This is a genomic window from Klebsiella pneumoniae (assembly GCF_000742135.1).
Lineage (GTDB): Bacteria > Pseudomonadota > Gammaproteobacteria > Enterobacterales > Enterobacteriaceae > Klebsiella > Klebsiella pneumoniae.
Genome location: NZ_KN046818.1, coordinates 188,579 through 202,410, shown reverse-complemented (window position 1 = coordinate 202,410; position 13,832 = coordinate 188,579). Strand labels below are relative to the sequence as shown.

Annotated in this window: 10 protein-coding genes and 2 tRNA genes; 7 read left to right on the top strand and 5 right to left on the bottom strand. The window is 59.3% G+C overall.

Translation table 11 applies throughout. From position 1 onward, the window contains the following. Positions 1–60: 60 nt before the first annotated feature. Positions 61–1,563, top strand: a complete 1,503-nt coding sequence (yjeM, locus tag DR88_RS23915) for a glutamate/gamma-aminobutyrate family transporter YjeM (protein ID WP_004146715.1) — start codon at positions 61–63, stop codon at positions 1,561–1,563. Positions 1,564–1,600: 37 nt separating this feature from the next. Here the strand turns inward: yjeM and mscM are convergent, their stop codons facing one another. The 3 genes from mscM to rsgA form a co-directional block, all read right to left on the bottom strand. After that, on the bottom strand, positions 1,601–4,930 hold the full coding sequence (gene mscM, locus DR88_RS23920; protein ID WP_004146716.1) for a miniconductance mechanosensitive channel MscM: 3,330 nt from the start codon (positions 4,928–4,930) through the stop codon (positions 1,601–1,603). Between the two features lie 23 nt (positions 4,931–4,953). Beyond that, positions 4,954–5,916, bottom strand: a complete 963-nt coding sequence (gene asd, locus DR88_RS23925; protein ID WP_002885536.1) for an archaetidylserine decarboxylase — start codon at positions 5,914–5,916, stop codon at positions 4,954–4,956. A gap of 160 nt (positions 5,917–6,076) precedes the next feature. Then, the gene (gene rsgA / locus DR88_RS23930; RefSeq protein ID WP_004178332.1) at positions 6,077–7,138 is read right to left on the bottom strand and encodes a small ribosomal subunit biogenesis GTPase RsgA; all 1,062 of its coding nucleotides are present in this window, start codon (positions 7,136–7,138) and stop codon (positions 6,077–6,079) included. Between the two features lie 94 nt (positions 7,139–7,232). Between rsgA and orn the strand changes: the two genes are divergently transcribed. After that, complete coding sequence (gene orn / locus DR88_RS23935) at positions 7,233–7,778, top strand: oligoribonuclease (RefSeq protein ID WP_002885538.1); 546 nt, start codon at positions 7,233–7,235, stop codon at positions 7,776–7,778. A gap of 43 nt (positions 7,779–7,821) precedes the next feature. On the opposite strand, the gene DR88_RS23940 is transcribed toward orn, so the two are convergent. Beyond that, on the bottom strand, positions 7,822–8,553 hold the full coding sequence (locus DR88_RS23940; protein ID WP_004177719.1) for a transporter substrate-binding domain-containing protein: 732 nt from the start codon (positions 8,551–8,553) through the stop codon (positions 7,822–7,824). 294 nt (positions 8,554–8,847) lie between these two features. On the opposite strand from DR88_RS23940, the gene DR88_RS23945 reads away from it, so the two are divergent. Next, a tRNA-Gly gene (locus tag DR88_RS23945) sits at positions 8,848–8,923 on the top strand. 68 nt (positions 8,924–8,991) lie between these two features. Then, positions 8,992–9,067, top strand: a tRNA-Gly gene (locus DR88_RS23950). 270 nt (positions 9,068–9,337) lie between these two features. On the opposite strand, the gene queG is transcribed toward DR88_RS23950, so the two are convergent. Then, positions 9,338–10,477 (bottom strand): tRNA epoxyqueuosine(34) reductase QueG, encoded by a 1,140-nt coding sequence (gene queG / locus DR88_RS23955; protein ID WP_025861946.1) that lies wholly within the window; start codon positions 10,475–10,477, stop codon positions 9,338–9,340. 13 nt (positions 10,478–10,490) lie between these two features. On the opposite strand from queG, the gene nnr reads away from it, so the two are divergent. The 3 genes from nnr to amiB are packed head-to-tail and all read left to right on the top strand — an operon-like array spanning position 10,491 to position 13,828. Then, entirely contained in the window at positions 10,491–12,002 is a 1,512-nt protein-coding gene (gene nnr / locus DR88_RS23960; protein ID WP_004198690.1) for a bifunctional ADP-dependent NAD(P)H-hydrate dehydratase/NAD(P)H-hydrate epimerase, read from the top strand. Next, a complete protein-coding gene (tsaE, locus tag DR88_RS23965) occupies positions 11,995–12,456 on the top strand; it encodes a tRNA (adenosine(37)-N6)-threonylcarbamoyltransferase complex ATPase subunit type 1 TsaE (RefSeq protein WP_002885589.1) in 462 nt (153 codons plus the stop codon). The genes nnr and tsaE overlap by 8 nt, the downstream gene beginning before the upstream one ends. A gap of 16 nt (positions 12,457–12,472) precedes the next feature. Further along, a complete protein-coding gene (amiB, locus tag DR88_RS23970; RefSeq protein ID WP_004146722.1) occupies positions 12,473–13,828 on the top strand; it encodes an N-acetylmuramoyl-L-alanine amidase AmiB in 1,356 nt (451 codons plus the stop codon). Positions 13,829–13,832: the final 4 nt, after the last annotated feature.

The following is a 13,832-nucleotide window of genomic DNA, read 5'->3' as shown; positions in this document are numbered from 1 at the left end:
GCGCTCTTTTTATGAGGCCAGGCGTCGCTCGTCGGGCGATGCCCACGTTTGGATAGATTTATGCATCAACAACTCAAGAAGATGAGCCTGATCGGGCTGATTCTGATGATCTTCACCTCGGTGTTTGGCTTTGCCAACAGCCCATCGGCGTTTTATCTGATGGGCTATAGCGCGATGCCGTTTTACCTTTTTTCCGCCCTCTTTTTCTTTATCCCGTTCGCGCTGATGATGGCGGAGATGGGCTCAGCTTATCGTCGCGAAGAGGGCGGGATCTATTCCTGGATGAACCACAGCGTCGGGCCGCGCTTTGCCTTCATTGGTACCTTTATGTGGTTTGCCTCGTACGTAGTGTGGATGGTGAGTACCGCCGCTAAGATCTGGGTCCCGCTCTCTACTTTTTTGTTTGGCGCGGACAAAACCCAGACCTGGGGGCTGGGTAGCCTGACGCCGACGCAGACGGTCGGTATTCTGGCGGCCTGCTGGATGGTCGTGGTGACCTTTATTGCCGTCAAAGGGATCAATAAAATCGCTAAAATTACCGCCGTCGGCGGTATCGCGGTGATGGGGCTTAACCTGGTGCTGCTGCTGGTGAGCGGGGCGATCCTTCTGCTTAACGGCGGTCATTTCGCCCAGCCGTTAAACTTCACCCTTTCGCCTAATCCCGGGTATCAGTCGGGCATGGCGATGCTGTCGTTTGTGGTATTTGCCATCTTTGCCTATGGCGGAATTGAGGCGGTCGGCGGCTTAGTGGATAAGACCGATAAGCCGGAAAAGAACTTTGCCAAAGGTATTATCATCGCGGCGATCGTTATCTCGATCGGTTACTCGCTGGCGATTGTGCTGTGGGGCGTGAGCGCCAACTGGCAGCAGGTGCTTGGCGCGCGTTCGACCAACCTCGGCAACATCACCTATGTGCTGATGACCAGCCTCGGGGCGACGCTGGGCCAGGCCCTGCACCTGACCCCTGCGGCGTCAGCCCTGACCGGGGTCTGGTTCGCCCGTATTACCGGCCTGTCGATGTTTCTCGCTTACACCGGCGCGTTCTTCACCCTCAGCTATTCTCCTCTGAAAGCGATTATCCAGGGCACGCCAAAAGCGCTCTGGCCGTCGGTGATGACCCGCCTTAACGTCAACGGAATGCCCGCCGCGGCGATGTGGCTGCAGTGTCTGCTGGTCGGGGTGTTTATCGTACTGGTATCGTTCGGTGGGGATAGCGCTTCCGCGTTTTATAACAAGCTGACGCTGATGGCCAATGTCTCTATGACCTTGCCTTATCTGTTCCTGACCATCGCCTTCCCGTTCTTCAAGGCGAAAACCCATCTTGACCGGCCGTTCGTGATCTTCAAAAACCGTCCGTCGACGCTGCTGGCGACCGGCGTGGTGCTGCTGGTGGTGACCTTCGCCAATATCTTCACCATTATCCAACCCGTCATCGACAGCGGGGACTGGAACAGCACCCTGTGGATGGTGGGTGGACCGATCTTCTTCTCACTGCTGGCGCTGGGGATCTACGAAAGCTACCGTCGGCGCATGGCGTCCGGCGCGCTGGTGATGGAGAGTTAAAGAACCTGCCCGGCGGTGCAGCCGGGCAGGGGATGGTTTACAGGCTACCAGCCGTACGGCGGCTGGTTTTTCCGGCCGAGGTCATGGTTTTACTGCTTTGCCTGCCGTCAATACTTTCCAGACGCATCTGGAACGGAGGGAACGGCATATCAATGCCATGCTCGCGGAAGCCCGCCAGGATCAGCTGATGCATCTCATGGCGCAGCGGCATGCGGTGCCCCATCTCCGCGGCAAAAATACGTAGCTCGAAAATCTGGATCCCCTGCTGCAGGTCGACGAGAAACGCCTCCGGCGCCGGGGTATCGATGACCAGCGAGCAGCGATGCGCCGCGGCGATGAGAATTTTCGTCACCTCTTCGGTATCGGCGTCCACAGGCGCCGGCACCGTCAGCACCACGCGGGTAACCGAGTCCGACAGCGACCAGTTGATAAACTGTTCGGTAATGAACGCCTTGTTCGGCACGATAATCTCTTTTCGGTCCCAGTCGCTGATGGTGGTCGCACGGGTATTAATGCGGGTGACGCTGCCCGTCAGGTCGCGAATGGTGACCGTATCGCCGATGCGGATCGGCTTCTCAAACAGGATAATCAGGCCGGAGATAAAGTTGGCGAAGATCTCCTGCAGGCCAAACCCGAGACCCACACCCAGCGCGGCGACCAGCCACTGCAGCTTCGACCACTCGATACCGATCATCGAGAAGCCCACCAGCCCGCCGACCAGCATCAGCAGATACTTAGTGATGGTGGTGATGGCGTAGCCGGTGCCGGGCGTTAAATCGAGATGCTGGAGGATCGCCAGTTCCAGCAGCGCGGGCAGGTTGCGTACCAGCTGAGTGGTGATGATCAGCACCAGAATGGCAATCAACACCGCGCCAAGCGTAATAGGCTCAAGGCTTTCCACCCCTTGTACCGTCGAGGTCACGTCCCACAGCGAGATATTCTCAAGGAAGCCAAACGCCGAGTGAATTTCCGACCACAGCACGATGACCGATAGCAGCGCGATCAGCATCAGCAGGGAGCGGACAAGCCGCAGCGACTGGGTACTGATGGCATCGAGGTCGACCTCGCTGACCTCCGTCTCCACCGACCCTTCCGGGCTGCTGACGTGAACGGGCTCATCTTCGCCGCGGGCGCGCTGAGCGAGAATTTCCGCGCGACGATGGCGGGCCCGGTCGAAGGCCAGCCGGCGGCGCTGGATCAGCATCCAGCGGCGGATGATGTGATAGACCACCAGCAGCAGGAACCAGATGGCGACCGAGGTTTCCAGACGCGCAAGCAGCGCCTGGGCGGTGGCGAGGTAGCCGACGGCGGCCGCCAGCATGGCCACCAGCGGGGCGCCAAGCATCAGGTTCCACAGCAGGCGGTTCACCATATTGTCGCCATTCCCCTCTTTATCCAGATAGAGCGGAATACCGGCGTGCTTAAGGCTCAGGGTGACCACCGCCAGCGCGCCGCAGATCAGCAGGAAGCACAGGCGGCCCAGCGAGGCGGAGAATTCGCGGTCGTTAAGATTATCGAACATGATCAGCGCCATAATCAGCGGCACAATCAGCCCGATGCTCATCAGGTAGTAGCGCATCGCCTTCGCCACGCGGCTACGCGGCCAGCCGAAGTGGGCGATAAACAGCCCGTTTGGCCGGGCGAAGGTGGCGCAGATCATCACCACCCACAGCAAAGGCACCGTCGCGGTGACTCCATCGCCAATCGCCACCGCCAGCGGGAACGGCCAGGCGGACTGCAGACCATAGCCGAGCGTCATCCACAGCACCGGCAGCGGCGAGGCCACCAGTATCGACCAGAAGACCGTGCGCAGCGTCAGCCAGAAGTGATCCTGGGTGACTTTCCCCACCCGGGCGCTGGAGCGCTCGAGAAAGCGGGTGAAATGGCGCCGCGAGCTGATGCTAAAGCCAACCAGCAGCAGGGCGGCAAACAGCGGCAGCAGGGTCTCTTTGCTGGTAAGCATCATCGCGCTGGCTTTGCCCAGTTCGCTGATGGTATCCAGGGAGATCAGGCGCCGCAGATCCTGGACGATCTCCAGCGGCCAGGAGAAGCCGATGGGGCTGACGTCCGAAGTCCAGAACAGATAGCGGTGGGTGGCTTCGTTGATCTCTTTCAGCGCGTCTTCCAGCTGGCCGTTGGCGACCTTCAGCTTGGTGAGCTCCAGCATCAGGGTGTCGCCGCCGCGCAGCAGCGAGTTCAGCAGCTCGTTCTGCGTGCGCAGCTGCGCCTGCAGGATCTTGTTCTGCTCGCTGGTCAGCGGTTCGCCGTCGGCCTGGCGGATCTGCCGCAGCTGCGGCTGCTTACTGAGTAAATCCTCAAAGCGCAGACGCTGCACGCGCAGCTGCGCCATTTCCGTATCCAGCTGCTGCGGGCGAGGGCGCTCCGGCAGCCGCGCCACCTGGGCGCGCAGGGCTTCGCCCAGCAGATTGGAGGAGCCCAGCCACTGCGACTGCTCGCGCAGGGTGTTTAACGCCTGGCGCACCTGCAGCGTTTGATTCGTCGCCTGCCGCTGCTGGGACGCCACCAGATCCATGCGCTGCGCCTGCTGGTTCAGCGCCTGGGAGAGCTCACGGTTGACCTTAAACTGGGCGGTGATGTCCGGCGGCAGGTTTTCACTGTTCTCCGCCAGCAGTTCGGTACTCTCCAGCGCCTTTTCCGCCTCCCGCTGGCGCTGGCTGTTTTGCAGATTGCGCAGCGCCTGCAGATAGGCATCCAGCTGCTCGCTCTGTTTTTGCGCCAGCTCGGAACGGGCGCGCGACAGCTCCTGGCGGTTGTTGGCGGAGAGCTGGGCGAGGTCGAGTTCATCCACCAGCGCCTTCAGACGCGCTGATTCCGCCTGCAGGGCAAGATTTTGCGCCTGGGCGAGAGCATTGTTGCCGGTTTGCGTGCCGATGCGGCGCTCAACCTCATTGAGCTGACGACGGGCATCGGTTTGCTGCTGCGGCAGCTGGTTCAGGGAGTCGGCGATTTCACGCGCGCGATCCTGCTCCTGCTGCGCCTGGCGGCTCGATTCCAGTAGCTGGCTGCTGACCTGCAGGATCTCCTGGTTCAGCGCATCGGCGGTCAAGCCGGTTGGCACCTGGCGCGGCTCTTCGCTCAGATTATTGAGCTGGGCACGCAGGCTTTGAAACAGTTTGGGGAAATTGTCGATAACGTCCTGATACTGACGGGCGCGCTCGAGGGATGATTTTCGCTCCTCAAGCGCGTTCAGCGCGGACTGCAGAACTTCAACGGTTTCAGGCTGGGCGGGCTTTGCCGCCTTCGCCTGTTCCAGTTCCTGGGTTATCTGTTTAGCATCCGGGGCTGTCGCAGCGTACGCCCCGAAACTGAGGCTCAAGGCCAACAGGAAAGTGTATATCAGGCGCACGGCATAACCCTTTTGCTGAAGAATTAACCTTGGTCTTGTTTATCGTCAACCAGCGGGCTGGCGCGGTGTTCGGCGCGGATCTCTTCTTCCGGTAACGGCGCGGGTTCAGCGGCGGCGGTCGCTTCCACTGCTGTCGCCAGCGGTTGGCCGATCTTGGTCACGGACAGGCTTTGCAGCGTGTCGACCAGCTTCACCTGGCCCGGGGCAAACAGGTTGATCACGGTGGAACCCAGTTTGAAGCGGCCCATCTCCTGGCCTTTCAGCAAGGCGATGGAGCCTTCGTTGTCGCCAGCGGGCCAGGTCCAGCGTTTAATAATGCCTTCGCGCGGCGGGGTCACGGTGCCGGACCACACGGTCTCGATGCTGCCGACGATAGTTGCGCCCACCAGAATTTGCGCCATCGGGCCAAACTCAGTATCAAACAGGCAGATGACGCGCTCGTTACGGGCGAACAGGTTCGGGACGTTCTGCGCCGTCAAGTGGTTAACAGAGAACAGGTCGCCAGGAACGTAGATCATTTCGCGCAAGATGCCGTTGCACGGCATGTGTACGCGGTGATAGTCGCGCGGCGACAGGTAGGTGGTGGCGAAGCTGCCGTTACGGAACAGGTCGGCCATCTGATAGTTGCCGGCCAGCAGGGCTTCCAGACTGTAGTCATGACCTTTAGCCTGCAGGATTTTATCGTTCTCAATGGCGCCAAGCTGGCTGATCACGCCATCGGCCGGCATCACCAGCACGTTTGGATCGGTATTCAGCGGGCGAACGTCGTCGCGCAGCGGGCGCACGAAGAAATCGTTGAAGGTGCGATAAGCCGCGGTATCCGGCTTCTGCGCCTCTTTCATATCGACCTTGTAGTATTTCACGAACAGATCGATGACCAGCTTCGTCAGCCAACCTGCGCGTTTGCTCGCACCCCAGCCTGCGAGGCGGGTGAGCCACAGTTTAGGCAGAATGTATTGCAGTGAAAGTTTAAGATCGTTTAACAAAGTAGCCTCCAGGCCATGATATGTCGTTCCTGACCCCGCCTGCGGGCGGGGACCTGAAAAAAGGGGACGATTCTATACGTAAAACTCGCCAAATGGCATCCGCGTAAGCTGCGTCATCATCGCTGCCCGGCAGCGCCTGACGTGATGCTCAGCTTAATGATCAGTCATCGGACGAGGAAAAGTTTTTACGCGTTTTTACCTGTACCTGCGCCATGCTTTCCAGGATGCGGTGGTAGTTCTCAAAACGGCTTTCGGCGATCTTGCCGTTCTCTACCGCTTCGCGAAGCGCACAGCCAGGATCGGTATCGTGTTTACAGTCGCGATATTTGCAACGGCCTAAATAATCATGGAATTCGACAAAGCCGTTGGTGATTTGTTCCGCTTCCAGATGCCACAGGCCGAACTCACGTACCCCCGGTGAATCAATCACATCGCCGCCGTGCGGGAAGTGATAGAGGCGTGCCGCGGTGGTGGTGTGTTGACCTAAGCCGGAAACGTCCGAGACATCATTGGTGAGGATCTGATCCTCGTTCAACCCGAGCAGGGCGTTCAGCAGGCTCGATTTACCGACCCCGGACTGCCCGGCGAAGATACTGATGCGGTCGGTCAGGGCCGCTTCCAGCGGCTTAAGGCCGTCCTGAGTCCGACTGGAAACCAGCAGCACGCGGTAACCGATGTTGCGGTAGATATCCATTTGCTCATTGACGAAGCGCAGACCATCATCATCCAGCAGATCGATTTTATTCAGCACAATGAGCGGCTCGATATCCTGCGCTTCGCAGGCCACCAGATAGCGATCGATAATATTCAGCGACAGCTCAGGCAGGATCGCGGAAACCACCACGATCTGGTCGATATTGGCGGCGATAGGCTTCACGCCGTCGTAAAAATCCGGACGCGTCAGGACGGAGGCGCGATCGTGCACCGCCTCGACGATCCCTTTGACGCTTACGCCGTCGGCGGCGTCTTTACCCGGCCGCCAGACCACGCGGTCGCCGGTGACCAGCGAGCGGATCGTCCGGCGGATATTGCAGCGATGCACGCTGCCGTCAGCGGATTCGACGTCGGCATGCATACCAAAGCGACTGATGACAATGCCTTCCGACGTTTCGCCAAACAGGTTGTCATCGTAGTCGGCCTTCTCCGCAGTGGTTTTCAGACGGCGCTGGTGGTTGGCTTTGACGCGGCGCTGCTGGCCTTTGGAGAGTTTATTTTTACTCAATCGAACTGGCTCCTGGTCGCCCTGATGGGGCAAAACCTCTATGATACACGCTATTTTAGATGAATATAGTCACGCGAGAAGGGTGGAAAATAGCATGAGTGCAAATGAAAACAACCTCATTTGGATCGATCTTGAGATGACAGGGCTGGATCCGGAGCGCGATCGCATTATCGAAATCGCCACCCTGGTGACCGATGCCAACCTGAACATTCTGGCTGAGGGCCCGACCATCGCGGTGCATCAGTCGGACGCTCAGCTGGCATTAATGGACGAGTGGAATGTGCGGACGCATACCGGCAGCGGTCTGGTGGATCGCGTAAAGGCCAGCACTGTCAGCGAGCACGATGCCGAACTGGCGACCATTGAGTTTCTTAAGCAGTGGGTGCCGGCGGGCAAGTCGCCGATCTGCGGCAACAGTATCGGCCAGGATCGTCGCTTCCTGTTTAAGTACATGCCGCAACTGGAAGCCTATTTCCACTATCGCTATCTGGACGTTAGCACGCTGAAAGAGCTGGCGCGCCGCTGGAAGCCGGAAATTCTCGACGGTTTTAAAAAGCAGGGCACTCATCAGGCGATGGACGATATCCGCGAGTCGGTCGCCGAGCTGGCTTACTACCGCGAACACTTCATTAAACTGTAAACCGCGACCGGGCCCTGTGCGCGGCCCGGTACACTTTTCTGCGTTATTTAAACCACTTCTGCTGCATCTGCTGGAAGTCAGGTGTCGCCATGACCGCGGCCAGGGCATCGTTGATGGCGTTCAGCAGCTCCGGATCGTCTTTGCGCACCGCAATCGCATACTGCTTACCGTAATAAGCCGGGTCGGTGGCCCGTTCATCCATGATGGCGTAGTCAGGGTTCTCCTGCTGCCAGGCGTCGAGGGTGGCGAAGTCGCCCATGACGCCGGTTATTTGCCCGGCTTTCAGCGCGGCCAGGGCGCTGGCGACATCGTCGTAAGGGACAGCCTGTACGGCTTTCTGTTTATCACGCAGGTAGCGCTGATGCAGCGTGCCTTTCACCACGCCGACTTTTTTAGCCTTCAGATCGGCAAAGGTATGGGCGACATCTTTGTTGACGATCACTACCCCGGAGAGCGCCTGGCGATAGGGTCGGCTGAAGGCGACCTGCTTCTCACGCATCGGGATCACTTCCATGCCGGCAATCACCGCGTCAAATTTCTTAAAGCGTAAAGCCGGGATCAGGGTATCGAAACGCTGCGCCGTGAACTGGCACTGCGCCTGCATCTGCTGGCACAGGGCGTGCGCGAGATCGATATCGAAGCCAACGGGCTGATTTTTGCCGTTGGCGGTGACAAACGGTGGATTGGCCGTGGTGGTGCCAAAATGGAGCGTCTCGGCTGACGCGGTTCCGATGGCCAGCGTGCTCAGCAGCAGGACGGTGAGGACTTTTCTCATGCTAATTCCCTGTTTGGCGTCGGGGTGGCCTCGTTATACGTCGCGCCACCGCTGTATGATGCGAGCGATTTTGCGTCATTCAGCCGGGCGGAAAAAGCGATTTTGCCCATTATGACGCTTATTTATACAATTCAGCGGCGTAGATGGCGAGAAAATGTCCATTTAAACAAAAAACGCAAAAAAGTGATCGTCAGGGGGTTGCAGGGGCATCGAATTCTCGTATAATGCGCCTCCCGTAACGACGCAGAAATGCAAATTACGACGCCATCGAAATATGGCAAAAAATGCAGTAACGCGGGAATAGCTCAGTTGGTAGAGCACGACCTTGCCAAGGTCGGGGTCGCGAGTTCGAGTCTCGTTTCCCGCTCCAAAATTTGAAAGCACCATCCTGATCAAAGGATTTCATCTCGCAGATGCGGGGCGAAAGCCGAAGATTAAGCGGGAATAGCTCAGTTGGTAGAGCACGACCTTGCCAAGGTCGGGGTCGCGAGTTCGAGTCTCGTTTCCCGCTCCAAATTTTCTTCCATCTCTTATTTATCCACAGCGCAATCCAGCGCCGGGGATGATTTTCGTTTGGTCTGCAGAAATACTGTGAACAGAGTTATCCACAGGTTGTCGTTCCGTCACTGGCGGCGCAAATGCTTCGCTTTGTAAATAGTATCTTTGTATGTGATTGAAATTTAACAAATAAATTTCATTTCAAAATGTTAATCCGATCACTTGACCTTGGTCTGCGCCTTGAAACGCAATGTGTTTTAGATTTTATTCACAGCCTGTGAATGAATCAGGCGTCGCGCGGCAAGCCTTTCTCTACCACTCTGACCAGACGTAATTTTTTCGGCAGCTGTACTTCAACGGCGTCGGCGTTCCGCTTTTTCAGTTGCTGGGCAATCGCCCACTCAATGTGTTCGTCGAGAAGCGGGTGCTCGCCCCGGCGGCTCTCCAGGGCGCGAAGATGGGCTTCATCCCAGGGCGCATTGCCCAACGCGACGGCGATATTACGCAGCCAGCGCAGGTGGCCAATGCGACGAATCGCCGACCCTTCGGTCACCTTCAGAAACCACGCTTCGCTCCAGGCGAACAGCTCCACCAGCGGCGGGGTATGCAGCGCTTTGCGTGGGCTGAAATCCTCTTCATCGGTGAGCTGTGAGAAACGGTTCCACGGGCAGATCAGCTGACAATCATCACAACCGTAAATACGGTTGCCGATTAGTGGACGGAACTCCTCGGGGATTGCACCTTCCAGTTCAATGGTGAGATAGGAGATGCAGCGCCGGGCGTCGACGGTATAGGGCTCAACGATGGCCCCGGTGGGACAGATGGTCATGCAGGCGACGCAGCGCCCACACTCCTCCGCAACCGGGCTGTCGACCGGCAGGGGCAGATCAATCAGCAGTTCGCCGAGGAAAAAGAACGATCCGGCGTCGCGGCTTAAGATAAGTGAGTGCTTACCTGTCCAGCCTAGGCCCGCTTTTTCTGCGATTGGCCGTTCCAGGATAGGCGCGGAATCGACAAAAGGTCTAAAATTGAGCGAAGCACACTGTTCCTGAATCTTCTCCCCCAGCTTTTTCAGGCGATTACGTAGCAGCTTATGATAATCACGCCCGAGGGCATAACGGCTGACGTAACCCAGCGTGGGATCTTTCAGGGTGCGGGCAAAGGCGGCGTTAGCGGGCAGATAGTTCATCCGCACGCTGATGACGCGTAACGTACCGGGCAGCAGTTCGTGAGGACGGGCGCGCATCATACCGTGACGGGCCATCCATTCCATTTCGCCGTGGTATTGTTTATCCAGCCATGCCTGCAGTTTGGGTTCACTGGCGCTGAGGTCGGTATCGGCGATCCCCACCTGCTGGAACCCAAGCTCTGTGCCCCATTGTTTGATTTGTTGCGCTAACTGAACGAGATCGAGGGGCTGTGACATGATGGACCATACAATGACGAAAAACCCTGACAGTATACCATACAACATTTGGCCTGCGGAGGCGCTGCGCCTGGCCGAACGAGAGGCGGCGGACAGCCTGGGGCTGACGCTGTTCGAACTCATGCAGCGCGCGGGCGAGGCGGCGTTCCAGCTGGCCAGCTGTGCTTATCCTGCCAGCGCGCACTGGCTGATCCTCTGCGGACATGGCAACAACGGCGGCGACGGATATGTCGTTGCGCGTCTGGCACAGGCCGCGGGGCGGCGGGTGACGCTGCTGGCGGTGGAGAGTGACAGCCCGCTGCCGGAAGAGGCGCAGGCGGCGCGGGAGGCGTGGCTTAACGCCGGCGGCGTGATCCATGCGGCGACCATCCCATGGCCCGACGATATCTCACTGATTATTGATGGCCTGCTCGGCACCGGTCTGCGCAGTGCGCCGCGCGATCCCGTTGCGGCGCTCATCCACCAGGCGAACCACCACCCGGCGCCGGTGGTGGCGCTGGATATCCCTTCCGGCCTGAATGCGCAGACGGGCGCGACGCCAGGTGCAGTGGTACAGGCCGACCATACGCTGACCTTTATCGCCCTCAAGCCGGGGCTGCTGACCGGCAAGGCGCGGGATGTCGTCGGGCAACTCCACCATCATGCGCTGGGGCTCGAACGCTGGCTCGCCGGACAAAGCACTCCTCTGACGCGGTTTTGCGCCGCCCACCTCGCCGACTGGCTGCCGCCGCGGCGGGCCACCTCCCATAAAGGCGATCACGGCAAGCTGGTGATTGTCGGCGGCGATCGCGGCACGGCAGGCGCTATCCGTATGTGCGGTGAAGCGGCCCTGCGCAGCGGCGCGGGACTGGTGCGAGTACTTACTCACCCGGAGAACGTGGCGCCCATTGTCACCGTGCGGCCGGAATTAATGGTAGATGAACTGACGCCGCAGACTCTGAAAGCCGCGCTGGAGTGGGCTGATGTGGTGGCGATTGGCCCTGGCCTGGGGCAGCGCGAATGGGGACGCAGCGCCCTGCGGACGGTGGAAAGTTTTAACAAACCGATGGTCTGGGACGCCGACGCGCTGAACCTGCTGGCATTCAATCCCGATAAACGTCACAATCGCGTGCTAACGCCGCACCCCGGCGAAGCGGCCCGTCTGCTGAACGTCAGCGTGGCAGAAATTGAAAGCGATCGCTTACTTTCTGCGCAGCGTCTGGTAAAACGGTATGGCGGCGTGGTTGTGCTGAAAGGCGCGGGCACGGTAGTGGCCAGTGAAAGCGGGGCGATGGGCATTATCGATGCCGGCAATGCCGGGATGGCCAGCGGCGGGATGGGCGATGTGCTCACCGGCATCATCGCCGCGTTGTTAGGACAGCACCTGACGCCGTATGATGCTGCCTGTGCCGGGTGCGTCGCTCATGGCGATGCCGCCGACCGACTGGCCGCCCGCGAGGGCACCCGCGGCATGCTGGCGACCGATCTCTTTTCCACGCTCAGGCGTGTTGTTAACCCGGATGTGATTGACGTAGACCATGATTAACCGAGTGATTCCTTTACCCGATGAGCAGGCCACGCTGGCCCTTGGCGACCGCATCGCGCAGGCCTGTACCGGCGCCACCGTGATTTATCTGTATGGTGATTTAGGCGCGGGGAAAACGACCTTCAGCCGCGGCTTTTTGCAGGCGCTCGGTCACCGCGGCAATGTCAAAAGCCCAACTTATACCCTGGTGGAGCCCTATACCCTCGAGAACCTGATGGTGTATCACTTCGATCTCTACCGTCTGGCGGATCCTGAGGAACTCGAATTTATGGGGATCCGTGATTATTTTGCCGACGATGCCATCTGCCTGGTGGAATGGCCGCAGCAAGGCGCAGGTGTCCTGCCTGACCCGGATGTTGAAATTCACCTTGATTACCAGGCACAAGGGCGTGAGGCGCGTATTACCGCGATCTCCTCACGGGGTGAATCTTTACTGGCGCGTTTAGCCTTTTAGCCTGAAGGATGACGGGATGAAGTATCGCATAACCACCTGGCTTGCCGCTGCGCTGATGCTGTCGAGTCTTCACGCCACTGCGGCGAGTTTATCCGATATCCAGGTCTCTAACGGAGACCAGCAGGCCCGTATTACCCTAAGCTTTGTCGGTGAGCCGGAGTACTCCTTTACCCCACAGGGTAAACGTCTGGTGGCGCTGGATATCAAGCAGACCGGCGTATTGCAGGGACTACCGCTGCAGTTTAGCGGCAGCAACCTGGTGAAGAGTATTCGCGCCGGCACGCCGCAGGATACGCAGACGCTGCGTCTGCTGGTGGATCTGACGGAAGATGGCAAAACCCGGGCGGTGAAGCAACAGAACGGGGCGAATTACACGGTGGTCTTTACCATCAACGCCGAAGCGCCGCCGCCGCCGCCTCCGCCGCCCGTGGTGGTGAAACGGGCCGACCCGCCGCCGGTGATGCCTTCCCGGACGACGACGCCAGGGCGTAACCCGTTCAGCTCGTCGGGTCATGAACGGCAGACGGTGATGACCTCCTCTCAGCCGGCGATGACCAACAATCAGACCGTGACTCGCCCGGCGGCCCGCACGGTGTCGGCGGATGATAAAGTCATTATCGCCATTGATGCCGGGCACGGCGGCCAGGATCCTGGCGCGATTGGCCCGAACGGCACCAAAGAGAAGAACGTCACTATCGCTATCGCGCGCAAGCTGCGGGCGTTACTGAACGCCGATCCGCAGTTTAAGCCGGTGCTGACCCGCGACGGGGATTACTTTATTTCGGTGATGGGCCGCTCTGAGGTGGCGCGTAAGCAAAACGCCAATTTCCTCGTCTCTATCCATGCTGACGCCGCGCCAAACCGCGATGCCACCGGCGCCTCGGTGTGGGTGCTCTCGAACCGTCGCGCCAACAGCGAAATGGCCGGTTGGCTCGAGCAGCATGAGAAGCAGTCTGAACTGCTCGGCGGTGCGGGCGATGTGCTGGCAAACAGCCAGGCCGACCCCTACCTGAGCCAGGCGGTGCTGGATCTGCAGTTTGGTCATTCCCAGCGCGTCGGCTACGATGTGGCGACCAACGTGCTGAGCCAGCTGCAGCGTATTGGCAACCTGCACAAACGCCGCCCGGAGCATGCCAGCCTTGGAGTGCTGCGCTCGCCGGACATCCCGTCGATCCTCGTGGAAACGGGCTTTATCAGTAACAACGGCGAAGAGCGGCTGCTGGGTAGCGATGATTACCAGGAGCAGATTGCGGAGGCGATTTATAACGGCTTACGCAACTACTTTATGCAGCATCCGCTGCAGTCGGCGCCTCGCGGCGAGGCGGCGCAGACCGCCAGCGCCGCGGCGCCGGGCGGGATGTTGATTAACTAAGGAG

Coding starts and splice junctions, on each gene's coding strand:
- yjeM (WP_004146715.1), top strand. CDS start 61: ATGCATCAACAACTCAAGAAGATGAGCCTGATCGGGCTGATTCTGATG.
- orn (WP_002885538.1), top strand. CDS start 7,233: ATGAGTGCAAATGAAAACAACCTCATTTGGATCGATCTTGAGATGACA.
- DR88_RS23940 (WP_004177719.1), bottom strand. CDS start 8,553: ATGAGAAAAGTCCTCACCGTCCTGCTGCTGAGCACGCTGGCCATCGGA.
- queG (WP_025861946.1), bottom strand. CDS start 10,477: ATGTCACAGCCCCTCGATCTCGTTCAGTTAGCGCAACAAATCAAACAA.
- nnr (WP_004198690.1), top strand. CDS start 10,491: ATGACGAAAAACCCTGACAGTATACCATACAACATTTGGCCTGCGGAG.
- tsaE (WP_002885589.1), top strand. CDS start 11,995: ATGATTAACCGAGTGATTCCTTTACCCGATGAGCAGGCCACGCTGGCC.
- amiB (WP_004146722.1), top strand. CDS start 12,473: ATGAAGTATCGCATAACCACCTGGCTTGCCGCTGCGCTGATGCTGTCG.